Origin of the sequence: Pedobacter petrophilus, assembly GCF_009674725.1 — a bacterium.
Lineage (GTDB): Bacteria > Bacteroidota > Bacteroidia > Sphingobacteriales > Sphingobacteriaceae > Pedobacter > Pedobacter petrophilus.
In genome coordinates, this window is record NZ_WKKH01000029.1 from 25,825 (window position 1) to 50,193 (window position 24,369).

Here is a 24,369-nt window from a genome sequence, read left to right on the forward strand (position 1 = left end):
GCGCCATAAACGGCTTGTTTATGGCGCTGCCAATTTTAAATTTTAATAGAATATTAAGCTATTGTGGCACTACTGGTTTGCACTTCACGGCTTACCTTTTTAACCAATCCCTGTAATACATTACCCGGACCCACTTCTACAAATTCGGTAGCCTGGTCTGCCAGCATATTGGTAACGGTTTGTGTCCAGCGAACCGCTCCGGTTAACTGTTTAATTAAGTTTTCTTTAATTTCAGCAGGATCTGTATAAGGCTTTGCATCAATGTTCTGATATACCGGGCAGATTGGAGCAGCGATATTTGTCGCTTCAATTGCTTCCTGCAATTCAATTTTAGCTGGCTCCATTAAAGGCGAGTGAAAAGCACCACCCACATTTAATTTTAAGGCTCTTTTCGCACCAGCTTCGGTTAATTTAGCACAAGCCAAATCAATTCCTTCGATACTACCGGAAATGACCAACTGGCCCGGGCAGTTATAATTTGCTGGCACAACAATGGCATCAATATCTGCGCAAATGTTTTCTACCACATCATCAGCTAAACCTAAAATAGCGGCCATGGTAGAAGGTTGTGCCTCGCATGCTTTTTGCATCGCATTTGCACGGGCAATTACCAGTTTAAAACCATCTTCGAACGATAAGGCATTTGCAGCAACTAATGCAGAAAATTCACCCAGAGAGTGACCAGCAACCATATCCGGTTTAAAATTATCACCTAAAACCTTAGCTAAAATAACAGAGTGTAAGAAAATTGCAGGTTGTGTTACATTGGTTTGTTTAAGCGCTTCATCAGTTCCGCTAAACATAATGTCACTAATGCGGAAACCGATAATTTCGTTTGCTTTTTCAAATAATTCTGCAGCTTTTGGGTGCTCATAAAGATCCTTACCCATACCTACAAACTGTGCTCCTTGTCCAGGAAATATATATGCTTTCATCATTTATCTCAATACCTAATACTTGATACTTTTTACTTTTTACTTAATACTATTGACTAATCTAAACTTGCCGTAATTAACCTTAAAAATTCTGCTCTCGTTTTATCATTACTTAAAAATGTACCGGTAAAGGCAGAAGTAGTGGTAACAGAATTCTGTTTTTGAACACCACGCATAGACATACATAAGTGCTTACATTCCATCACTACGGCCACGCCCATCGGGTTTAATGTACTTTGGATACAATCTCTGATTTCGTTGGTTAAACGTTCCTGCACTTGTAACCGGCGGGCAAAGGCATCTACTATTCGTGGAATTTTGCTTAAACCAACAATATGGCCATTCGGGATGTATGCAATATGGGCTTTCCCAAAAAATGGCAGCATATGGTGTTCGCACATGGAGTACACCTCAATATCTTTAACCACCACCATCTGGCTGTAATCTTCTTTGAACATTGCCGATTTTAAAATCTCATCAGGTTTTAAATCATAGCCATGGGTTAAGTATTGCAAAGCTTTAGCCACACGTTCTGGGGTTTTAACCAAACCTTCCCTTTCAGGGTCTTCACCCAGCTGACTTAAAATATCTTTATAATGGGTGGCTACAGCCTCGATTTTGTCATCGTTATAACGATCTATTTTTACATAGCCATCTATCGATTCGCCTTTTAATACATCTTTAGTGCTCATTAATATGGGGTTTTAACCAAAGTATTCAACAAAGTTATTTTCGGTTTCGTAGATTTTAACACAATGCAAAACGGCACCACTTTCTGCAATCGGAGCCAGTAACTGATTCCAGACTTCGATGGCTAAATTTTCTGTTGATGCCAGCTTGCCCTTCATAAAATCTACATCAAGATTTAAGTTCTTATGATCAACCTTATCTACCACGTAAGTATTCATCACATCTTTTAACCACTTCAAATCTACCAGAAAGCCTGTTTCAGGATTAACTTCTCCCTTTACAGTAACATATAACCAATAATTATGACCGTGCCAGTTCGGATTAGCACATTTGCCATAAATCTCATTATTTTTATCATCATCCCAATCGGGTCTTGCCAACTTGTGGGCCGCGTTAAATGATGCTTTTCTTGTTATATAAATCATTACAATTGAATAAACCGCAAATATACTGATAATGCTCAAAGCCTAAACATCAAAGCGGAAAGAAACCAAAGTTTAATGGAAACAATCTGCTAAATTTACCTTATGAAAACTTTAGTTGTCGCCGCCACCAAAGCCGAACTTGCTTTTTTTTATCAGCATTATAGCCTGCCGGAGAAAGATTTTGTAGAAAGCAAACATTTCGATGTCTTGATCACCGGCGTGGGGATGGTTGCAACAGCCTTTGCCCTGGGGCAGAATTTAACCAGTAAATATCAGCTGGTGATAAACCTGGGAATTGCTGGCTGTTTCGACCGGAATATCGAATTGGGTACTTTGGTAAATATTAAGGAAGATATTTTCGCAGAACTTGGCGCAGAAAACGGAGATGAATTTTTAAGCATTACGGAGCTGGGTTTTGGAGAAAATCACTTTCAGCACAGAACCAAGATAACCATTGATCTGCCCGCGGTTCGGGCAATTACTGTTAACGCCGTAAGCGGCAGCGAAAAAAGCATTCAAAATCAGTTAAAACGATTCAATCCTGTTGCCGAAAGTATGGAAGGTGCAGCCGTTTTTTACGCCTGCCAGCAGGCTAATATAGATTGCATCCAGGTTCGAGGCCTTTCTAATTATGTTGAGCCACGAAATAAAGACAACTGGAAGATTGGTTTAGCCATTAAAAACCTGAACGACTGGGCAATTACCTTTATTGGAGAAATGAACTGATTATGACGTTTTAGTTTATTGCATCGCTTAATTTTGATGCTATGAAACTTACACTCGGTTTTTCTCCCTGCCCCAACGATACTTTTATTTTCGATGCGCTCATTCACCATAAAATAGATACCGATGGCTTAACTTTCGAGGTTAGCTATGATGATGTCGAAACCCTGAACCAGAAAGCGATGAAAGGCCAGCTTGACATTACCAAACTAAGCTTTCATGCCTTTGCTTACGCAGCCAGTCAATATGCGCTGCTTGATGCAGGTAGTGCTTTGGGTTTTGGTGTGGGGCCATTGTTAATCAGCCATAAGTTTGACCAAGAAACATTAGCTGAGCGGATAAAAAATGATCCTGGTAGCCTTCGTGTCGGAATTCCGGGAAAATACACCACTGCCAACTTTTTATTAGGCATTGCCTATCCTGAACTTCACAATAAACAAGAATTGGTTTTTTCAGAAATTGAGACAGCATTATTAGCAGATCAGATTGATTTAGGCTTAATTATTCACGAAAATAGATTTACCTACGCAGATAGAGGCTTAACCAAAATTGTAGACCTTGGCGATTATTGGGAGAAATTAACGGGTTGCGCCATTCCACTCGGCGGAATTGTAATCAATAGAAATTTAGATCGCGAAATTCAGTTAAAAGTGAACCGCCTGATTCGTGAATCTGTTGAATATGCCTTTGCCCATCCTAAATCTGGTATTGATTTTATTCGGGAACACGCACAAGCCATGGATGAGGCAGTGATGTACAAACACATTGAACTTTACGTTAATAAATACAGCATAAATTTAGGTGCCGAAGGTAGAAAAGCTGTTGATATACTTTTTACCCTGGCGCAAGAGCGAAATATTATTCCAGCCATTCAAGCGCATCTGTATATTTAAAAGGGTTTGAATGTTGGAAGGTTTGAATGTTGGAAAGTCAATTTCGTCGCCAAAAACATTTCAACTTTACAACATTCCAACAGTTACCTGAAACTTTGAAAAATTGTTGCATACGATACCTAACTCACCAGCAATTTATAACCCTTTCCGTGCACATTAATAATTTCCACATTAGGGTCGCCTTTCAGGTACTTACGGAGTTTACTTAAAAACACATCCATACTTCTCCCGTTAAAATAATTATCATCATGCCAGATACTCAACAGGGCTTCTTCTCTGGTTAGAACGGTATTCTTTTTCAGGCAAAGCAAACGCAGTAATTCCGCTTCTTTTGTAGAAAGTTTTTGTTGATGATCCTGATGGGTGATGATTTGTGTGGTATAATCAAAATGATAACTACCGATAGCAAATTGCGTTTCAGGGGCTTCATCGGCACTGCTATCTTTACTTGCAACGCGTTTAAACATTGCATTAATTCTCAGCAGCAATTCTTCAATACGGAAAGGCTTCGTAATATAATCGTCGCCGCCTAAATCATAAGCTGCAGATTTATCTTCGAGCATGGTTTTAGCGGTTGCAAATATAATTGGAACCTGAGCATTTACCTTTCTAACATCTTTACCCAAAGTAAAACCATCTTTCTTGGGCATCATCACGTCAAAAATACAAAGGTCGAAATTCTGCTTATTAAATGCTTTCAAACCTTCCTCCCCATCATTGCATAAAACAACATCAAACTTGCCTTTCAGCTGCAAATAATCTTGTAATAATAAACCTAAATTCGGATCGTCCTCTACCAGAAGTATTTTTTTCATTTTATTGATTTTATTCACCGGTGCAGCATATGCTACACTAAATGTTTGATTCTGAATGTGCATAGTGGTTTAATTATGATCAGACTAAATTTTAAACCACTATAATAGGGCAAAGTTTGCAAGCTAAAATCTTGTACCGACCAATACTACTTATGTGCCGATTGCCTTGATTATAAAGGTAAAGATATTTCGAACGTTGTTCCTTTATCTTTTTCGCTACTTACTTTTATTGTGCCGTTTAACTTTTTAATAATATCCTGAACATAATTTAACCCCAGGCCAAACCCTTTTACATCGTGTAAATTTCCGGTTGGTACACGGTAAAACTGGTCGAAAACCCTTTTCGTTTGTTCATTGGTCATGCCTATTCCCTGATCAGAAATTTCGATAATTAAGTGTTTATTGGTGTTTCGCGTAGAAATCGTAATCACAGGCGTATCTGCACTATATTTATTTGCATTATCAATCAGGTTATAAAGCACATTCGAAAGATGCAGCTCATCTCCATAAACAACTGCGTTTGTGGCATCTGTATGAAGATTAATCACCGCATTGCGTTTTTGTAATTGCAGCTCCATACTGTCTAAAACAATGATGATCAGGTCATTCATGTCTACGTCGGTATTTTCCATTTTAAGCTCGCCTTTTTCCAACCTTGCAATACTTAAAACGCGCTCTATATGACTTCCCAGCCGTACATTTTCGTCGTAAATGATGTTCGCCAGCCTGCTTAACCTGCTCTTATCTGCTGTAACTTCCGGATCTTTAAGTGCCTCACTTGCAATCATAATGGTTGCTACCGGCGTTTTAAACTCATGCGTCATGTTGTTGATGAAATCTGTTTTCATTTCCGAAATTTTCTTCTGCTTAAGAATGGCATAAAGCGTATAAGAAAAGATAAAAACCAACACCAGAAGTAGCCCTACTGAGGATGCCAGCGTTGCACTGAGGTTTGACACAATAGCAGAATTTTTATTCGGGAAACTCACCATCAATGTTCCCGGATCCCGGAACAGATCATTGCCAAAAAGTGGAATTTTATAGGTGTTTTCGGGCAGGAACTCCTTTTTTCCGTGGGAAGCCTCTACATATAAAATCGAATCTTTTTTAGCCAGCGAAATCTTGTAAGAGGGCTTCTGATTAATATTATGAGTAAGCAATTCTTCTTTAAGCAAAGTACCTAACACCTCGAAATTAATTCGCTTATACAATGGAATATTTACTTCCTGTAACTCTTTAGAAACATCTTCCACTACACTTAACCGGGTATAAGAAAAGGTATCTTTACCTAGAGAAGCAATTTTAAGTTCCAACTTCTTTCTGGCAATTTCATCCTGACGTTTAAACTTTCTATTCAAATCTTCAGAAATTTTAGGCAGGCCAACCAGCAATGGATTACCTGTCATCGGATCGGCCACTAAATACCTGATGGTATCCGGCAGGTTTTGAGGCGTTCTAAAATTGAAAGTTTTTGCAGTAGGCGAAATCAGCTTCGTTCTCATGCTGTAACCTTTTAGATTTAAGCTATTTAAATCAAAAAAGGCATCCATTTCAACATCCAGGCGTGTGCCTGTAATCGAAGATTTTGGTGCAGAAAGCGATCTGAATTCGTTTTCAGAAATTAGTTTTGGGCCCCGGTAGGAAACCCTGATAATACTATCTTGTTGATTTAAATAATTTTCAATCTGGCTTTCGTGCTCTGCTTGTCTTAACTCAGATTCCTGCGCAAACTGTTGCCTCAAATCTTTAATGTCAAGCGCTCGTTGTCTCGAATCCTGAAGTCTTCTGAGTTTATTTTCAGCGTCCTTTTTAGTCAGGTGATCGGCTACGTTTAAACGTTCTATCTTTTTTACAACGTTGGCTAATGTCTGGTTTACCTGTTCATCAAAAAGTTGGGATTTTAGGTTATAGGCTTCCCTGATGTAATACAATTGCATTACAAAAACACCAAGTAAAGCCACCGTCATTAATACGGTTATAAACCAAAAACTTCTTTTTTTCATTTACCTGAAACTACCTTATTTTTTAAAAACATGACGAGGGAACATTTTTAAATTTAATCAGATATCAAAAATAATGATTCAGGAGTTGACAAGAATGTTTTTAACATATTTTAACAACGGATATCATGCTGTAAATGAAGTTTTAAGCAGGGCGATAACAAAAAAATGCCGGGGCAAAAGCCCCGGCATGGTTCAAAATTGTTTGCTTAAAAAAAGATTCTTTATTTAGAAAGGCAAATCATCGTCTTCACCTGGTGCATTGCTAACATCAACCGGAGCTGCATAAGCTGGGGCTGATGCAGATGGAGCGCCTGCTGCAACAGCATTGATTCTCCAAATTACCAAACTGTTAAAATATGATGTCTTACCTGCTTTATCTGTCCATGGGCGACCGCGTAAATTAAAGAAAACCTCAACCTCATCACCCGCTTTAAATGTATCTAATAATGCAGTTTTATCTTGTAAAGCCTCAAAACGAATATATTCTGGGTATGTTGGATTTTCTGCGTATTCTACTATTAAATCACGTTTTTTAAACGTTTCACTCACTTGCTGCGTTGCACCTACTTCGTGTACTTTTCCTTTAATTTCCATAACTAATACTAATATTGTACGTATAAAAGCCAAATCTCTATAATTTTATTGATAACTTCGCATATATTATGATGCAAGTTTTCCACAATAAAAGCAAGGTTATTATCACCTGCAATAAACGCCTTTCTCCGTATTTACAAGATGAAGTTACGGCTTTAGGTTACACCATCGAAAGAGCCTTTCCAACGGGTGTTGAGCTGAATATCACCCTTACAGAGTGTATCAAGCTGAATTTGAACTTGCGCTGCGCCAGTCAGATTTTATATTCGATCAAAAGTTTCAAGGCCATTACGCCTGATGATTTATACAATGAGATTAAACAAATTGAATGGGAAGAACTGATCGATTTTTCTGGTTATTTCTCTGTAACCTCCAATGTTGATAATCCAAATATCACTACCCCGCTTTTTGCTAATTTAAAGGTAAAAGATGCGATTGTAGACCGCATGAAAGAGAAAAAAGGGATCCGCCCTGATTCTGGCTCTGATGCAAATAAAGCAGTAGTGCATTTATACTGGAAAGATGCAGATGCAGATGTATTTATGGATACTTCCGGCGAAACACTTGCCAAACACGGTTACCGTAAAATTCCTGGTAAGGCGCCAATGTTAGAGGCTTTGGCGTCGGGCGTAATTTATGCCACCAAGTGGGATCGCAAATCACCTTTCATTAATCCAATGTGTGGTTCTGGAACTTTAGCCATCGAAGCGGCACTAATTGCCACTAACCGGGCACCGGGATTATATAGAATGAACTATGCTTTTATGCATATTTTAGGCTATGGAGAAGAAGCCTTTTTTGCAGAGCGAAGAATTTTAAAAGATCAGGTAATTAAAAATCCGGATTTGAAAATCATTGCCTCCGATCTTTCTGAAGATGCCGTAGAAGTTACCCGCAGAAATGCAAAAACTGCAGGTGTTGATACATTAATCGAATTTGAAGTTTGTGATTTCGAACTTACCCCGGTTCCTGAAGAAGGAAAAGGTGCGGTAGTGTTTAATCCGGAATACGGCGAGCGTTTGGGGGTTCATAGTAAACTCGAGCAAACTTACAAACGCATGGGCGATTACATGAAAACAAAATGCAAGGGATATGCTGGCTACATTTTTACGGGTAATCCAGATCTCGCTAAAAAAATAGGCTTAAAAGCTTCGCGCAAACTGGAATTCTATAATGGAAAACTGGACTGCCGCTTACTGGAGTATGAATTGTATGACGGCTCCCGTCGCGCTCCGTTAGTTGAGCAGGAAGCTGTTTCCTAACACATTCCAATCCGCCTGAATTTTCTGGTATCTGCTCAAGCAGACTGACAGGAATTCAGGCTTTGTTATTTACCGGCAAATTAGATACAATGAACTCCATTTAAGATGCAACATCCTTCCAGAGCGCCTCTAAAATAGAATTTATTAGCTTTAGGCATAAAAAAAAGAATAAAATCCCGGCCAATGCAAATTTATTTCCATAAGATAATAGGCCTTCCAACCTCCGGAAGCCACTAAAGCGGTGATTAAAACTACCAAGGCCTTGACGTGCTACAAAACAAAAGGAATACATTAAACTTTTAGGTCGTGTAATTGTTTAAAATATATCCTTCGTCTATCCCCTTGAGTAATTCCTGATAGTGCTAAAAAATATCATTCTGAAAATCTATAGGAATAAAAGACTCGTATATATTAAAAACATTATAAAAATTATCCCTTTTTATGGAAGATGTATTAGCTTTGAAGACGAAAAACGTTGCCGGGAATATTAGAAAAATTAGAGAATACAGAGATTACACTCAAGATTATCTAGCGGCAAAATTAAAAATTTCGCAGAATGCCTATAGTAAGATTGAGCTTGGCTATAGTAAACTTACGATTGATCGGTTATTTCAGGTTTCTGAAATTTTAGAGGTTGAGGTAACGCACTTGTTAACCTTAAATCCGAACGATTTAATAAAGATTATATCTGATGACGAGCACAGAACAGCAGCGGCGAGTTAATAACTTCCGCTGTTGATATCATTTTTCCATCCTTGCCCATATTTCCAATATCTTTATTGCAAATATTAAACGATGCAAGATTCCATAATAAAAACCATAACTTTCGTACAACAAACCTTAAAAGATGCCGAAGCCGGTCATGATTGGTTTCATATTGAGCGTGTTTATAAAACAGCTGTTAACATCAATAAAAAAGAACAAGGCAACGAACTCGTCATTGCATTTGCAGCACTCTTACATGATATTGCTGATCCCAAATTTAACAACGGAGATGAAGAATTGGGGCCTCAGGTTGCAGAATCTTTCCTGCAGTCTATTGCAATAGACGAGGAAACCGTGAAACATGTAAAACTCATTATTCAGCACATGTCTTTCAAAAACAGTTTTGATGGCAATAGCTTTACCTCCAAAGAAATGCAAATTGTTCAGGATGCAGATCGTTTAGATGCCATTGGCGCTATCGGCATTGCCAGGGCATTTACTTATGGTGGCTTTAAAAACCGGGTATTATATGATCCGGCTGTTAAAGTTGAGGAACACCTGTCAAAAGAAAGTTATAAGAATACAACCGCACCAACCATCAATCATTTTTATGAAAAGCTTTTGCTTTTAAAAGACATGATGAATACCGCCGAAGGAAAAAAAATTGCAGAAAAAAGGCATCAGTTTATGCTGGATTATCTTGATCATTTCTATAGCGAATGGGAAGGTAATTAATAACTTCATTTCTTTTCACCTCTTTTAATAAAGTATTGATGTTGATTCATTATAATTCTTACAATCAATTTCAAGAACTTTCATCCATTTTATTATTCCATTAAAGAGTACATAACTTACCTTTATTTACTAATATTTTTAGCCTTATAGCTATATTTGTTAGTAAATAAAATGATATGTCAGATCGAATTCGTGAAAAGTTAAATATTCTAGCTGATGCTGCTAAATATGATGTTTCCTGTTCATCAAGTGGTGGTACGCGGAAAAATGATAATAAAGGCATTGGGGATAGTCACTCTTCTGGCATTTGCCATACCTATACTGAAGATGGCCGCTGTGTATCATTGCTAAAAATTCTTTTAACCAATCACTGTATTTACGACTGCTTATTTTGTGTTTCCAGAAAGAGTAACGACATCAAACGTGCAGCTTTTACGGTGGATGAAGTGGTGGACTTAACCATGAACTTCTATCGGAGAAATTATATTGAAGGGCTATTTCTAAGTTCAGGAATTTTCAAAAATGCAGATTTTACCATGGAGCGCTTACTTTTGGTATGTAAAAAACTTCGTTTAGAACAACGCTATAATGGTTATATTCATCTAAAAACCATCCCTGGAGCGAGTGAAGAGCTAATTAAGGAAGCGGGATTATATGCTGATAGAATGAGCATTAACCTGGAAATGCCCACAGAAGCCGGATTAAAACTTTTAGCTCCGGAAAAGAACCATGCAGATGTGATTAAACCGCTTGATTTTATTCAGCAGAATATTGTTCAGTTTGCAGCAGATAAAAAACTGATTAAACATGTTCCGAAGTTTGTTCCGGCAGGACAAAGTACACAAATGGTAATCGGTGCCACACCAGAAAGCGACAAAGATATTATGTATACCGCAAATGCTTTTTATAAAAACTTCGCTTTAAAAAGGGTTTATTACTCTGGCTACGTACCCATCAGTAATGATAGCAGGATGCCGGTTTTAGGTACTCAACCGCCATTATTGAGAGAAAATAGACTATATCAAACCGATTGGCTAATGCGCTTTTATGGCTTTAAAGTTCAGGAAATTTTAAACGATGCCAATCCAAATTTAGATGTAGATATTGATCCAAAACTTAGCTGGGCGATTAGAAATATGCAGCATTTCCCTGTAGATATTAATAAGGCAGACTATAAAATGATTCTGCGTATCCCCGGGATCGGAGTAATGTCTGCAAAGAAAATTGTTCAGGCCAGGAAGTTTGGAAAGTTAAGAATAGATCAGTTAAAAAAAATCGGGGTAGCTTATAATAGAGCGAAACATTTTATAACCTGCGCAGATAGCCCTTATCAGTTAAGAGATTATCAGGGTACGCAGATAAAGGCTTTTATCATGGCAGAAAGTCAAAGTAAATATTTAAAAACAGATAATAATCAGCTCATTTTATTTTAGCAGGCAAGCAGCCTATGATTTACATTTTCGATGGTTCACTTACCGGCTTGCTCACTGCTGTATTCGAATGGTTCGAGCGGAAACCCGGCCCCACAACATTGAAGGTTAATACCATTTTCCAGCCGGAAGCTTTTACAGAAACTGTCGAAATTATGTCCAACCAGGAAAAAGCTGATCGTGTTTGGAAAGGCCTTCAAAAGAAATTGAAAAAAGACTGGCAGCGAACTTTTTATTGCAGCTATTTGTCTGAAATTCCGGAAGCTTATGATCACCTTTTTCAATTTGCAATTTATATTTTTGAAAACGAACCAGGTGCAGCCGCCAATTACGGAAACAACCATGTAATTGCCCTCGCTAAATATGCAAAAAGTGTGGAGCGAGAAAAGCACCGGATGGAAGCCTTTATCAGATTTCAAAAAACAGGAGATGGCATGTTTTACACATCTATAGATCCTGATTTTAATGTGTTGCCCCTAATTTCAAATCATTTTAAAAACCGCTATGCCGATCAACAGTGGATTATTTACGATTTAAAACGTAAGTATGGGCTTCATTATGATTTAAACACGGTTGAAGAAGTGACCATCAACTTTTCGGAAAGTGCGACGAACCCTAATCCTCCGCTGGCACTAATGGATGAGAAAGAAGCGCTTTACGCTCTTTTATGGAAAGATTATTTCAAAAGTGCCAATATTGTTGCCCGGAAAAACACCAAACTTCACCTGCAACATGTCCCCAGAAGGTATTGGAAATATTTAACTGAAAAGCAACTGGCTTAACATCGATTTAATATAAAACCGCTAAATTGCAGCATGAAATTAAGTGTGCTGGTTTTATTTACGGCTCTTGCTGTTGCGCTATCCATCGGGATGGTTAATTTTTATTTCCAGCATAGCTTCTACTATCTCGCAATTTCTTTTGGTGTATCTTTTTTGAGCAGTTTTCTTGTTTTTTATTACCTGCTGGAAAAATACATCTACAATAAAATTAAGCTCATTTACAAACTGATTCATAATTTAAAGCTTGGAAAAGACCTTAAAGATGCATTAGGTGAGTATGTAAGTTCCGATCCGATAAATGATGTGGAACAAGAAGTTAAAGAATGGGCTGGCGCGAAGAAAAAAGAAATCGATTTGCTGAAAAAACAAGAACAATTTAGGAGAGAATTTCTTTCAAATGTATCTCACGAGTTCAAAACGCCACTTTTTGCCATTCAGGGTTATATTGAAACGCTTCAGGATTGTATCACAGATGATCCGGATATGGCCATCAAATTCCTTAAAAAAGCAGAAAACAATGTAGAAAGATTGAGCTACCTGATTAATGATCTGGATGCGATAGCAAAATTAGAAACCGGTGAATCACCCATTAATTATCAAAAGTTTGATTTCGTTTCACTAGCCAAAGAGGTAATGGAAAATCTCGATGACAGGGCAAAGGCAAAAAATGTCAAATTATTCTTTAAAGAAAAATATACGGCTATTACCAGTGTAAATGCTGACCGGGAAAAGATCAGACAGGTGTTGATTAACCTTATTGTGAACAGCATAAAATATGGAATAGAAAACGGCGAAACCGCTATCAAAATTTTCGAACTGCATGATCAGGTGCTTATCGAAGTTACCGATAATGGAATCGGGATTGAAGAGAAACACCTCGCCAGGCTTTTCGAACGTTTCTATCGCATTGATACCCACCGGGCAAGAGAAGTTGGAGGAACTGGTTTAGGCTTGGCAATTGTTAAACACATTCTGGAAGCTCACCAACAAACCATTTCCGTTCGAAGCACGCCGGGAATAGGAACAACCTTTGCCTTCACCCTCCAAAAAGGTGGTTAATAAGGAACTACTGGCGTAATATTCCTTTTACGGTCAAATAAGGTCATTTTTTAATGGTTATAATAAAACTGTAAACATTTAAACTAAATGTGCCAATTTGTCACTTTTAATTTAATTTGTGTATTTTTGCAATCCCAAAATCTTTTTAAAGAATGATTGATTTACAAGTACAGGATAAAACGCATGATGAGGCCAGACAAGGTGAAGCTTTAATATTAGAAGCACCAGTAAAAGCCGACTCACGCAAATTATATATAGAAAGTTATGGTTGTGCGATGAATTTCGCAGATAGTGAAATTGTGGCTTCTATCCTTTCAGAAACAGGATTTGAGACTACCGGCGACTACCACCAGGCAGACGTGATTTTTATAAACACTTGTTCCATTCGCGAAAATGCAGAAACCAGGGTTAGAAATCGATTATCACAATTTGGTGTAGAAAAACGCCGTAATCCCAAGTTAATTGTCGGTGTATTGGGCTGCATGGCAGAACGTTTAAAATCAAAATTTCTGGAAGAAGAGAAATTGGTTGACGTTGTTGTTGGGCCTGATGCTTACCGTGATTTACCAAACCTAATCGAGCAGGTAGAAAGTGGACACAAGGCAGTAAATGTATTATTATCCCGTGAGGAAACTTACGCTGATATTAGTCCGGTCCGTTTAAACAGCAATGGGATCACCGCTTTTATTTCGATCACCCGTGGTTGTAACAACATGTGTTCTTTCTGTGTGGTGCCATTTACCCGTGGCCGTGAAAGGAGTCGTGATGCACATTCTATCATTAAGGAGGCAAAATCTTTATTTGAATCCGGCTACCGTGAGGTAACTCTTTTGGGCCAGAATGTAGATTCATACACCTGGACATCCGAAGATGGGAATGAAACCGTAAACTTTGCACAACTTTTAGAACAAACGGCATTAATCAATCCTGATTTAAGGGTTCGTTTTTCTACCTCACACCCTAAGGATATTACAGATGAGGTTTTGGAAACCATTGCCAGATACGATAACATCTGTAATTACATTCACTTACCTGTTCAATCTGGCAATAGCCGTGTTTTGGAATTGATGAATCGTACTTATACCCGCGAATGGTACATCAACCGGATTGATGCCATTAAAAGAATTATTCCAGGTTGCGCAATTTCGACTGATATTATCGCAGGTTTCTGTACCGAGACAGAAGAAGAGCACCAGGAAACCTTAAGCATGATGGATTATGTCGAATATGATTTTGCCTATAATTTTACCTACTCGGAAAGACCAGGAACTTTAGCCGCGCGTAAATTTGCAGATGACATTCCTGAAGAAGTAAAAAAGCGCCGTTTAGCAGAAATTCTGGCCAAACAGCAGGCACACTCTTTAATACGTTTACAGGAATGGGTTGGCAAAACGATTCGGGTATTAATCGAAGGTACTTCTAAAAAATCTGATCTTGATTATTGCGGTCGCGGGGATAGCGGTGCAATGGCAATTTTCCCTGCTATTGAAGGTGTAAAACCAGGAGAATATGCGAATGTATTTATTGAAAAATGTACGTCTGCAACATTGATTGGAAAAATAGTTTAAGAGCTGAAAGGCTAAAGCCGAAAGCAAAAAATACAATGAGTCAAAAAGTTGAGGGCATCCAATCTTGATACCTGATACTATATACTTGATACTGAAGAATGGATACACAAAATATAAAACAACGATTCGGGATTATTGGCAATTCGCCGTTACTTAATCGTGCCATAGATATTGCCAGCCAGGTTGCGCCAACAGATATGTCGGTTTTAATTACGGGTGAAAGTGGAAGTGGTAAAGAAGTTTTTTCTCAGATTATCCATCAAATGAGCGCACGTAAACACGGCTCATTCATTGCGGTAAACTGTGGTGCCATCCCGGAAGGAACAATTGATTCGGAACTTTTCGGACATGAAAAAGGTTCATTTACCGGCGCCCATGAAGCCAGAAAAGGCTATTTTGAAGTGGCCAATGGCGGAACAATCTTTTTAGATGAGGTTGCAGAATTACCGCTCGGAACCCAGGCACGCTTATTAAGGATTTTAGAAAGTGGCGAGTATTTACGCGTGGGATCATCAAAAGTGCAAAAAACAGATGTCCGCATTATTGCCGCAACCAATGTGGATGTTTATCACCGCGTTAAAAACGGAAAATTTCGGGAAGATTTATATTATAGATTAAATACGGTGCCGTTGCGCATCCCACCGCTGCACGAAAGAAAAGAAGACATTTACCTCCTTTTTAGAAAGTTTTCTGCAGATTTTAGTGATAAATACCGTAGTCCCTCGTTACACCTGGAGCCAGATGCCGTTCAAATTCTCACCAATTACAGCTGGCCGGGAAATGTTCGTCAGCTTAAAAATATTGCAGAACAAATTTGCGTGCTCGAGAAAGAAAGAAATGTTACCGGACCTGCAATTTTAAATTACATCCCAAATGAAACGGGAAGTAATCTGCCCATGACGATCAATTCGCAATCGAAAGAAGACTTTACAGAAAGAGATATTCTTTACAAGGTTTTGTTCGACATGAAAAAAGACATGGTTGAACTGAAAAAACTGGTTGCTGAAATTATCCAGCATGGTGGAAATACCGCCAGCGTTTTGGCAGACAACCCTCAATACATCAATCAGTTATATAGAGATGTTGAATTGCCTGGCGGGCAGGAACATACTTTTACCATTCAGCAGCCTGCGCCAAACATAAATAACAACAATAGCAATAACTCAGATTACTATGCACATGATGCGGAAGAAATCGAAGAATCTTTGTCGTTAATTGATAAAGAGTCTGATCTGATCAAAAAAGCATTGAAAAAGCACAAAGGGAAGCGGAAATTTGCTGCCCAGGAGTTGGGTATTTCGGAACGTACGCTTTACAGAAAAATCAAAGAATTAAATTTATAGGCAATAAATATCGCCTCAGTGCATTAACATATATGGTAAAGCAATTAAATCAGCACCCGGCTTAAATGAAGATAAAAGTATTTATAATCCTTGTAATTGCAGCGCTTACGGCATGTTCTTACAAGTTTAATGGGGCATCAACCGTAGGTTTAAAAACCGTTGTGGTTAAGGTTTTTGAAAATAATGCACCCCTTGTTGTACCTACACTGAGTAACCAGTTTACGGAGGCATTAAAAACCAGAATTCGTAATCAAACGAGCTTAAGTATTTCTTCAACGGAGGGCGATGCTGTGTTTGAAGGGAGAATTACAGGTTACGATATTAAGCCTGTGGCTTTACAATCGAGTACTACGCCTACAGCAGGTGCCAACAGGCTAACTATTACGGTAGCCGTAAAATACACCAATAACACAGAAGGGAAAGAGAAAGAAAGTTTTGAAGAAAGTTTTACCAAATTCTTCGATTTCCCACTGAATGGTGCACCAATTCAATCGGCATTGCCGGGCGCAATTGAAAACATTAACAGACAACTTACAGAGGATATTTTTAACCGTGCGTTTGCGCAATGGTAAAGCGAATTATACTGGTAAACAGATAAAACTTTCAAAAACCCGCTTACATTTTTTAACTTAGCGACAAACCATTATAATGAATCAGCAGCAGCTATTGGCAAATTTACTCGCTCAACCTGGCAAGGTTGGTCCGGAGCATGTACCCATGCTTCAGGAACTTGCAGTACAATTTCCATATGCTCAACCCATTCATTTGCTATTAGCCAGGGCTGATGCTTCCTTTATTCCAAAGGCCGCGCTCTATAGCCATGGAAATACACTTTTTAAGGTGTTAAACATGGTTTCAGTTCAGGAAGAACCGTTATGGATTGAAGAACAAGCAGAAGAAAACGAGGAAGTGGATGGAATTGTTCCTGAAAATAATGAGGAAACTATTGAAAATGACACTGAACAAATTTCAGTTGAACCCATAGAATCTTCAGTTATGGAGAGCACTGGCAGTTCACCGGGTTCAAATCGCTATCTAGCTGATTTTCAAGCTGAAGAAGATTTATTTATAGAGGGCATTGCCACAACTGATTTTTTCGCTTTTGAAAAGCAACTCAGCACAGATGTAGTCCGTACAGCTCCTGTAATAGAAACAGTCGTTCCTGATAGTCATGATGTAAATTTTGTTTCTAAGTACGATGATGACCAATTACCCTATACTTTTTTATGGTGGCTATCTAAAACCCGCAAAGAACACGCACAGATTTTTCAGCCTTATGCACAGCCGAAACCAGCGATGGTTAAGCAACAACCAGTTCAGCAAAAAAATACCGCTGAGTTTCAGCAGCAGTATGTTGAGCACATATTTCATATTCAAACACCATTTGAAGTTGCAGATCATTTAGCAGAATATCCTTCAGCTGATGTGAAGGATGCCAAGGGCGCAGAAATTATTGAAAAGTTTTTAAAAGAAGACCCCACAATAAAGCCGCCAAAGCCAGAGCAAATCGACAATGAAAATAAGGCTAAAAAGAGCGCGGAAGACCGTTACGACTTAGTTTCTGAAACTTTAGCAAAAATTTACATCGAGCAAATGCTTTATCACAAAGCCATAGATACTTATAAAAAATTAAGTTTGAAATATCCAGAAAAAAGTGGTTACTTTGCCGATCTTATCCAATCTATAGAAAAGAAATTTTAAAATATAATATTACCATGATAACCTTTTTAATCATTTTATTAATTGTTGTGTGTATTGCTTTAGGCTTATTTGTATTGATACAAAATCCTAAAGGCGGTGGTTTGGCAACTGGTGGTGGCACAAGCAATATGTTTGGTGTGCAACGTACCGGTGATGTTTTGGAAAAAGGATCGTGGATCTTATTAACCTTCATCGTAGTTTTAACGTTAGCCATTACGACTGTTGCCAAAAGCGGTGGTGGTGCAACTGCTGTTGGAAAATCATCAATTCAGGAACGTTTAGATAAAACACCGTCTCCATCTCCAATCGGTGGAAACTTCAACAATAATGCTCCTGCAAAGCCAGCAGATACTACTAAAAAATAAATCAAACTTATTTAGTTTGCATAAAGCTTTCCTCAAAAAGGAAGGCTTTTTTTGTTTTCGGTTTTTCCATAGGTCCATCCTGAGAAAACTGAATATCTTTAAAGTAAAATTAAATCTCATTCGTCTACTGATTTATAACGCCATTGATCGTGCCGGATAACGAAACTCAAAATATCATTTCTACAGTTGCCAGTTATGGCAAACGCCTCTTCAGCTTTATCCGTGGGCGGGTAAATACGGATGAGGACGCCGAAGATATTTTGCAGGATGTTTGGTATCAGTTAAGTAATCAGCCAGAGGCTGGTGCCATTGAGCAAATTAGTGGCTGGTTATACCGCGTAGCCAGAAATAAGATTACCGATAAACACAGGAAACAAAAGGAAGCTTTGCTGGAAGATTTTAGTTATGAGGACGAAGACGGGGAATTTAACTTTAGAGAAGTTTTGCTCTCAGAATCATTCTCTCCGGAAGAAGAAAGTTTAAAAAAGCTTTTCTGGGACCAGTTATTTCTGGCACTGAATGAGTTGCCGGAGAAACAGCGTTATGTATTTATTCAGAATGAACTGGAAGAGCGTACTTTCCAGGATTTATCGAATGAAACCGGTGATAATATTAAAACGCTTATCTCGCGAAAAGGCTATGCGGTAAAGCATTTACGTAGCCGTTTGCAAAATTTGTATCAGGAATTTATAAACTTTTAAACAAAAGAAAATGAGCAATAGAAAATTTAGTAAAGGCATAAAATTCCTTTTGTGTCTCCCCGTTATTGCACTCATTGCAACAGCTCTAGGCTATATTGTAATGTATTTATGGAACTGGATTTTACCAGAAGTAACCCATGCCGGACAATTAAATTTTTGGCAGGCACTTGGCTTACTGGTATTATGCAGATTGCTGTTCGGCAATTTTAATAAAGGTGGCGGTAATCGTTTTCGTGAAAAAGCCTGGGGTATGCGCTCGAAATGGCAAAACATGAATGATGAAGAACGCGCAAAGTTTAAAGAGGAATATAAGCGCAGGTGTGGAGGCTGGGGAAACCGGAATAAAGAAGCGATTTAGTAATTTCTTTAGATTAGAAATCCTTAGATAAATGAGTCCGGAAAAATTTCCTGACCAACAAGTCATTAAACTAAACTCCTTTAGTCGGGATTTTCTATCCCGGCTAGCATTTCTGAAGATTAATAATCCTCAAATAAACCTCGCAGGTTTTTAAAACCTGCGAGGTTTACAGCAAAAAATTACTTTCCAAACCACCTTCCGCATCTGATATTAAAATGTAGTTTGCTATTCGCCTTAATTTGAGGTACTTTTGCTAAAAGATATAAACACATTAAATTGAATTTTAACGATTTTAACTTCGGCCCCGATTTATATGAAGGCCTGATGGCGATGGGGTATAAAAGTGCCACACCGATCCAAGAGCAAGCCATTCCGGTAATTTTAGATAATCATGATCTTATTGCCTGCGCCCAAACCGGAACAGGTAAAACTGCCAGCTATTTATTGCCAGTAATGGACAAAATTAGCCGTGCTACCGATAGACATAACAATACTTTAATTTTAGCACCTACCCGTGAATTGGCTCAACAAATCGATTTACAGGTTGAAGCGCTTGCTTATTTCACCAATATCAGTTCACTTGCTGTTTACGGCGGTGGCGATGGGATTGCTTATGAACAGCAGAAACGTTCGATGCGTGAAGGTGTAGACATCATTATTGCAACACCTGGTCGCTTAATGGCACATTTATCCTCAGGCGTTCTTAAGCTTGAACATTTGCAGCATTTAATATTGGATGAGGCAGACAGGATGTTGGATATGGGCTTTTATGACGATATTATCCGCATCATCAGCTACTTACCTAAGAAAAGACAAACATTGCTTTTTTCTGCAACAATGGCGCCAAAAATCAGAACAATGGCCGCCAAAATTTTGCAGGATCCGCAGCAGATTACCATTTCCATAGCAAAACCTGCTGAAGGAATTGATCAGCAAGCCTATAACATCCACGATCAGCAAAAGCAAGCTTTATTAACTGATCTTTTTAAGGACGATAAATACAAAAGCAGTATCATCTTTGCTTCGACCAAAGAAAAGGTTAAAGCTTTATATAAAACATTTAAAAGCTTAGGGATTAAAGCCGAAGCTTTTCACTCTGATTTAGGGCAAAAAGAGCGTGAGGATATTCTTTTGGCATTTAAAAACAGAAGATTACCAATCTTAATTGGAACAGATGTATTATCACGCGGAATTGATGTGGAAGGAATTGACCTGGTTATTAATTATGATGTACCCGGCGACCCTGCAGATTACGTACACCGCATTGGCAGAACAGCGAGAGCAGCCACTAAAGGAACCGCTATTACGCTGGTTAACGGAAGGGATAAACGCAAGTTTGATAACATTGAGCGATTGATTGAAAAGCCTGTTCAGCGCATGCCATTACCAGAACACATTTCTACCATGGAAATTACCCACGTAGAGGAAAAACGCCCAACACAACAAAACAACGGAAATAAAAAGGTCTGGCATAAGAAAAAGCCAAAACCATCAGCATAATCTAAACGCCAATAAGCTTTCTTATTGGCGTTTTTCTTTTAACACTTATCTTTGCATTACGCAATGGCAAATTTCATCCTCATTGGCTTATGCATCATCGCCGGGATTCTTTTCAGAAAAAGCAAAACCTTACCTAAAGATGCACATAAAGGCATTAACGCCTGGATTATTTATATCGCACTACCCGCAGTATCGTTTAAATATCTGCCTCACATCACATGGTCGAACGATTTACTTTTTCCGGCCCTCGCCCCTATTTGCATCTGGATGCTTGGATGGCTATTTATCACCATTTATAGTCGCGTAAGGAAGCTAAGCACTGCAAGTACCGGCGGACTGAAATTGGTGAGTTCTTTAAGTAACACCTCGTTTATAGGTTTCCCTCTCATTCTTGCTTATTTCAGCGAAAAGGAAATTCCTATTGCTATTATTTGTGACCAGATAACCTTCACATTATTATCTACCATCGGAATCATTGTGGCCATCCGTGCCTCGCAACAACAAAAATTAAATAGTCAACTGGTTCTGAAAAAGTATTAAGTTTTCCACCCTTAATTGGATGCATTTTAGCGTTGGTCATCCCGCGGTTTTTAGATATATCGTCACTAAATCCTTTATTCGAAAAACTAGCCGGAACGGTAGGTCCGCTGGCGTTGTTTTCAATCGGCTTACAGCTAAAATTTGGAGGTTGGTTTAGCGAACTGAGCCACATCAGTTTCGCCTTATTTTATAAGCTGATCTTAGCACCGCTTTCTATTTTATTGATTGCGGTACTTTTGGGCCTGAATGGAACCATTGCTAAAATCACTATTTTTGAGATGGCAATGCCTACGCTGTTAACCGCTGGCGTAGTTGCTGATCAATATAATTTGAACCCAAAGGTTTCTAATTTAGTGGTAGGAATCGGGATATTATTATCTTTTATCACAACCGGGTTGTGGTGGTTGGTTTTGACATATTCGGGTTTGTTTTAGGGTAACCCGCAAAGAACGCTAAGTTATGTGCAAAGAATCTCAAAGGTTTTTTACCCCCTCAGTAATTTAAGAAAAATAAGCTTTGATACTTAAGAATCGAAAATTAACACTCTGGTAAACTGATTGGAATATTCGTTGCTAAACCACCATCTGAGGTTTCTTTGTATTTGGCATTCATATCCAAAGCAGTCTCCCACATGGTGTTTACGACAGCATCTAAACTTACTTTTGCCTTATCAGGATTACTTTGCAGGGCCAGCTGACTCGCAGTAATCGCTTTGATGGCACCCATAGTATTGCGTTCGATGCACGGAATCTGCACTAAACCGCCAATTGGATCGCAGGTTAAACCCAGATGATGTTCCATAGCGATTTCCGCCGCCATTAAAACCTGCCGCTGTGAGCCACCAAGACACTCGGTTAATGCCGCAGCAGCCATTGCAGACGAGACGCCGATTTCAGCCTGGCAGCCGCCCATTGCAGCTGAAATGGTTGCACCTTTTTTGAAAATACTTCCAACTTCTGAAGCACAGGCTATAAACTGAATAATTTTATCCTCATCGTAACCATCGCAAAAGGTAATAAAATACTGTAATACTGCCGGAATTACACCTGCTGCGCCATTTGTTGGTGCGGTTACTACACGCCCGAAAGAAGCATTTTCTTCATTCACAGCCAGTGCAAAGCAACTAACCCAGTCTAAAATATAATTAAAGCCATTTCCGCCTTTTCTAATGGCTTGAATCCAGGAATCATAATCATGGTATTCAGCTTTATTCATCAATCTTTTATTGAGCGGAAAAGCCCTTCTGGCAACATTTAAACCACCAGGCAAAAAACCGGTGGTATGGCAACCGCGATAAATACAATGGCGCATCACTGCAAAGTGTTTTAAGATGCCGGCTTTTGTTTCCGCTTCCGGTCTCCAGGCCAATTCATTTTCCATCACAATTTCACTCACTTTCAGTCCGGTAGATAAACACCAGTGGAGTAGATCCTTGGCTTTTTCTATAGAGAAAGGCAGATCAACCTGTGCTTTCTGGCTATTGTCTTCTCCTTCTTTAACCACGAACCCCCCTCCGATAGAGTAATAAGTTTCGGAAAAGGCTTTACCATTGTTTAAGAAAGCTTGAAATGTTACCGCATTGGGGTGAAAAGGAAGACTTTCAGCAAAAAGGAAAAGCAAATCATTATCGTAATCAAAATCGATTGATCGCGTACCAGCCAGGTTGAGCCTTTTGTTTTGTTGAATGGTTTCAAATGTTGGCGTCACAGCATCTACATCGAAAGTAACAGGGTCTGCGCCAGTTAATCCAAGCAAAATAGCAACATCTGTTCCGTGGCCTTTCCCGGTTTTAGCGAGCGAGCCATAAAGCAATATTTTAATCATTTCAACCTGTTCTATTACACCTTGCTGCTTTAAAGATGCGGTAAACTGTTGTGCGGCACGCCATGGACCAAGTGTATGCGAACTTGATGGACCTATACCGATTTTAAAAATATCGAAAACTGAGATTTGCTCCTTAATCATGAAGAAAGTTAGTTATACAAAGCTATGATTGTTTTATTAAAATTCAGATCAATAATTTTTTAACCTGCGATTATTTTTGTTATCTTACTTTAATTTTAATGATGCTCTATAATGGATTTTAACACAAACTATGAAGAATTAGATCTCGAGTACTGTCGCGCTACCTCGGGCTTAAGATTAACTAACTACATCATTGACATGATTTTTTTCTATTTGATCATGTTTGGTTTGGGCATAGTGCTTGGAATTCTAGCGCCAAGTTTACTTAATATTTTTGATGGTTTAATGGGCAGGTTAATTTCCCTGTTGCTTTATGGCATCTCTATGGCGGTTATCGAAGGAGTCTCTAATGGTAAATCTATTGGAAAACTCATTACCGGAACAAAAGCAATTAATTCAGACGGAACTGATATGAATTTTGGTCAGGCATTTACGAGAAATATCATTCGGGCTATTCCCTTTAATGCCTTTAGTGCATTTGGAACTCCTTGTAATCCCTGGCATGATCGCTTATCTAATACAATTGTTATAGAGGAGAAAAAAGCTACTTTGCTTAAGCAGAAAGAAACATTTTTTGATGCATTAAAGGAAAATCAGAAAACTTAAAAATCAAATTCTATAATATCTTTATCCTTTAACATCTGTTCAACGAACCTCTGGTGATTAGTTGGCGTGCCTGTTGCCGTCCAGTTGCCGGTAATGATATTATTTACAAGCTGATGTTTTCCGCGTTGAGGTTTAAGTTTATTTTCTCTAAAAACTTCTTCATAACTTTCTAAATCACCCTGGGTATGTTGCTTTTTCACAATGCGATAGATTCTTTTCGTAAAGCGTCTATCGCCAATTTCTTCGATAAACGGAAAAACAATCAGGGCTAAAAGCACAACAGCAGTAACACCAATTGCTTGTTCGTAATAGCCGGAACCAACAGCCATGCCAATTGCAGCAACGATCCAGATGATACAAGCCGTTGTTAAACCCTTTACCCGGTTCTCTTCTTTGAAAATTACGCCCGCGCCCAAAAAACCTATTCCGGTTACAATATTAGAGGCAATACGATCCTGACTTGTTGGTCCGATTTTAATGGATAGGATGGTAAACAAGGTAGCACCCAAACCTATCATCATCATCGTTTTTAAACCTGCAGACTTGCTTCTATACTCTCTTTCCGCACCGATTAATCCACACAAAAGTGTGGCCAGCAGAAATTTATTTACTTCACTTTGTGTGATGAAATGGCTATTATCTAAGATATTGTTCATTAACGGAGATTAACA

Annotated in this window: 27 protein-coding genes; 19 read left to right on the forward strand and 8 right to left on the reverse strand. The window is 38.6% G+C overall.

What is annotated here, in order from left to right:
- Window positions 1–53: 53 nt before the first annotated feature.
- Genes fabD through GJU39_RS16455 form a run of 3 tightly spaced genes read right to left on the reverse strand, consistent with a single transcriptional unit; the run spans window position 54 to window position 2,050 of the window.
- On the reverse strand, window positions 54–935 hold the full coding sequence (fabD, locus tag GJU39_RS16445) for an ACP S-malonyltransferase (protein WP_154282126.1): 882 nt from the start codon (window positions 933–935) through the stop codon (window positions 54–56).
- Between the two features lie 56 nt (window positions 936–991).
- Entirely contained in the window at window positions 992–1,627 is a 636-nt protein-coding gene (folE, locus tag GJU39_RS16450; RefSeq protein ID WP_154282081.1) for a GTP cyclohydrolase I FolE, read from the reverse strand.
- Window positions 1,628–1,639: 12 nt separating this feature from the next.
- Window positions 1,640–2,050, reverse strand: coding sequence for a 6-pyruvoyl trahydropterin synthase family protein (locus tag GJU39_RS16455; RefSeq protein ID WP_154282082.1), 411 nt, complete (start codon window positions 2,048–2,050; stop codon window positions 1,640–1,642).
- Window positions 2,051–2,152: 102 nt separating this feature from the next.
- Between GJU39_RS16455 and mqnB the strand changes: the two genes are divergently transcribed.
- Together mqnB and GJU39_RS16465 are read left to right on the forward strand one after the other, a co-directional pair.
- Window positions 2,153–2,776, forward strand: a complete 624-nt coding sequence (mqnB, locus tag GJU39_RS16460; protein WP_154282084.1) for a futalosine hydrolase — start codon at window positions 2,153–2,155, stop codon at window positions 2,774–2,776.
- Window positions 2,777–2,817: 41 nt separating this feature from the next.
- On the forward strand, window positions 2,818–3,666 hold the full coding sequence (locus tag GJU39_RS16465; protein WP_154282085.1) for a menaquinone biosynthesis family protein: 849 nt from the start codon (window positions 2,818–2,820) through the stop codon (window positions 3,664–3,666).
- Window positions 3,667–3,785: 119 nt separating this feature from the next.
- Here the strand turns inward: GJU39_RS16465 and GJU39_RS16470 are convergent, their stop codons facing one another.
- The 3 genes from GJU39_RS16470 to GJU39_RS16480 form a co-directional block, all read right to left on the reverse strand.
- Window positions 3,786–4,481, reverse strand: coding sequence for a response regulator transcription factor (locus GJU39_RS16470; RefSeq protein ID WP_154282086.1), 696 nt, complete (start codon window positions 4,479–4,481; stop codon window positions 3,786–3,788).
- Between the two features lie 170 nt (window positions 4,482–4,651).
- Window positions 4,652–6,484 (reverse strand): sensor histidine kinase, encoded by a 1,833-nt coding sequence (locus GJU39_RS16475; protein ID WP_154282088.1) that lies wholly within the window; start codon window positions 6,482–6,484, stop codon window positions 4,652–4,654.
- A 225-nt stretch (window positions 6,485–6,709) separates the two neighbouring features.
- Window positions 6,710–7,078, reverse strand: a complete 369-nt coding sequence (locus tag GJU39_RS16480) for a DUF3127 domain-containing protein (RefSeq protein WP_154282089.1) — start codon at window positions 7,076–7,078, stop codon at window positions 6,710–6,712.
- A gap of 71 nt (window positions 7,079–7,149) precedes the next feature.
- Between GJU39_RS16480 and GJU39_RS16485 the strand changes: the two genes are divergently transcribed.
- From GJU39_RS16485 to GJU39_RS23940, 16 genes are all read left to right on the forward strand, one after another.
- The gene (locus GJU39_RS16485; protein WP_154282127.1) at window positions 7,150–8,340 is read left to right on the forward strand and encodes a THUMP domain-containing class I SAM-dependent RNA methyltransferase; all 1,191 of its coding nucleotides are present in this window, start codon (window positions 7,150–7,152) and stop codon (window positions 8,338–8,340) included.
- 441 nt (window positions 8,341–8,781) lie between these two features.
- Window positions 8,782–9,063 (forward strand): helix-turn-helix domain-containing protein, encoded by a 282-nt coding sequence (locus GJU39_RS16490; RefSeq protein WP_154282091.1) that lies wholly within the window; start codon window positions 8,782–8,784, stop codon window positions 9,061–9,063.
- 72 nt (window positions 9,064–9,135) lie between these two features.
- Entirely contained in the window at window positions 9,136–9,780 is a 645-nt protein-coding gene (locus GJU39_RS16495) for an HD domain-containing protein (RefSeq protein WP_154282093.1), read from the forward strand.
- Between the two features lie 176 nt (window positions 9,781–9,956).
- On the forward strand, window positions 9,957–11,213 hold the full coding sequence (locus GJU39_RS16500; RefSeq protein WP_154282094.1) for a putative DNA modification/repair radical SAM protein: 1,257 nt from the start codon (window positions 9,957–9,959) through the stop codon (window positions 11,211–11,213).
- Between the two features lie 14 nt (window positions 11,214–11,227).
- On the forward strand, window positions 11,228–11,992 hold the full coding sequence (locus tag GJU39_RS16505) for a TIGR03915 family putative DNA repair protein (RefSeq protein ID WP_154282096.1): 765 nt from the start codon (window positions 11,228–11,230) through the stop codon (window positions 11,990–11,992).
- Between the two features lie 33 nt (window positions 11,993–12,025).
- On the forward strand, window positions 12,026–13,051 hold the full coding sequence (locus GJU39_RS16510) for a sensor histidine kinase (RefSeq protein WP_154282097.1): 1,026 nt from the start codon (window positions 12,026–12,028) through the stop codon (window positions 13,049–13,051).
- 152 nt (window positions 13,052–13,203) lie between these two features.
- A complete protein-coding gene (miaB, locus tag GJU39_RS16515) occupies window positions 13,204–14,619 on the forward strand; it encodes a tRNA (N6-isopentenyl adenosine(37)-C2)-methylthiotransferase MiaB (RefSeq protein ID WP_154282099.1) in 1,416 nt (471 codons plus the stop codon).
- Window positions 14,620–14,717: 98 nt separating this feature from the next.
- On the forward strand, window positions 14,718–15,962 hold the full coding sequence (locus tag GJU39_RS16520; protein ID WP_154282101.1) for a sigma-54 interaction domain-containing protein: 1,245 nt from the start codon (window positions 14,718–14,720) through the stop codon (window positions 15,960–15,962).
- A gap of 65 nt (window positions 15,963–16,027) precedes the next feature.
- Window positions 16,028–16,534, forward strand: a complete 507-nt coding sequence (locus GJU39_RS16525; RefSeq protein ID WP_154282103.1) for an LptE family protein — start codon at window positions 16,028–16,030, stop codon at window positions 16,532–16,534.
- Window positions 16,535–16,811: 277 nt separating this feature from the next.
- Entirely contained in the window at window positions 16,812–17,663 is an 852-nt protein-coding gene (locus tag GJU39_RS16530; RefSeq protein WP_245227967.1) for a hypothetical protein, read from the forward strand.
- A gap of 14 nt (window positions 17,664–17,677) precedes the next feature.
- A complete protein-coding gene (gene secG / locus GJU39_RS16535; RefSeq protein WP_154282106.1) occupies window positions 17,678–18,028 on the forward strand; it encodes a preprotein translocase subunit SecG in 351 nt (116 codons plus the stop codon).
- A gap of 149 nt (window positions 18,029–18,177) precedes the next feature.
- Window positions 18,178–18,729: an RNA polymerase sigma factor gene (locus GJU39_RS16540; protein ID WP_342448219.1), complete on the forward strand. Its 552-nt coding sequence runs from the start codon at window positions 18,178–18,180 to the stop codon at window positions 18,727–18,729.
- A gap of 10 nt (window positions 18,730–18,739) precedes the next feature.
- A complete protein-coding gene (locus GJU39_RS16545) occupies window positions 18,740–19,087 on the forward strand; it encodes a hypothetical protein (protein ID WP_154282109.1) in 348 nt (115 codons plus the stop codon).
- 276 nt (window positions 19,088–19,363) lie between these two features.
- Window positions 19,364–20,587 (forward strand): DEAD/DEAH box helicase, encoded by a 1,224-nt coding sequence (locus GJU39_RS16550; protein WP_154282110.1) that lies wholly within the window; start codon window positions 19,364–19,366, stop codon window positions 20,585–20,587.
- Window positions 20,588–20,650: 63 nt separating this feature from the next.
- Window positions 20,651–21,127 carry an AEC family transporter gene (locus tag GJU39_RS23935; protein ID WP_245227970.1) on the forward strand — a complete coding sequence of 159 codons (477 nt, stop codon included), beginning with the start codon at window positions 20,651–20,653 and terminating at the stop codon, window positions 21,125–21,127.
- 32 nt (window positions 21,128–21,159) lie between these two features.
- On the forward strand, window positions 21,160–21,561 hold the full coding sequence (locus GJU39_RS23940) for an AEC family transporter (protein ID WP_245227973.1): 402 nt from the start codon (window positions 21,160–21,162) through the stop codon (window positions 21,559–21,561).
- Between the two features lie 103 nt (window positions 21,562–21,664).
- Here the strand turns inward: GJU39_RS23940 and GJU39_RS16560 are convergent, their stop codons facing one another.
- The gene (locus tag GJU39_RS16560; RefSeq protein ID WP_154282112.1) at window positions 21,665–23,092 is read right to left on the reverse strand and encodes an L-serine ammonia-lyase; all 1,428 of its coding nucleotides are present in this window, start codon (window positions 23,090–23,092) and stop codon (window positions 21,665–21,667) included.
- Between the two features lie 111 nt (window positions 23,093–23,203).
- Here GJU39_RS16560 and GJU39_RS16565 point away from each other — a divergent pair, with 111 nt between their 5' ends.
- Window positions 23,204–23,698: an RDD family protein gene (locus GJU39_RS16565; protein WP_154282113.1), complete on the forward strand. Its 495-nt coding sequence runs from the start codon at window positions 23,204–23,206 to the stop codon at window positions 23,696–23,698.
- On the opposite strand, the gene GJU39_RS16570 is transcribed toward GJU39_RS16565, so the two are convergent.
- Window positions 23,695–24,354 carry an MgtC/SapB family protein gene (locus tag GJU39_RS16570; RefSeq protein WP_154282114.1) on the reverse strand — a complete coding sequence of 220 codons (660 nt, stop codon included), beginning with the start codon at window positions 24,352–24,354 and terminating at the stop codon, window positions 23,695–23,697. The two genes, GJU39_RS16565 and GJU39_RS16570, sit on opposite strands and share 4 nt — an antisense overlap.
- Between the last annotated feature and the right edge of the window lie 15 nt (window positions 24,355–24,369).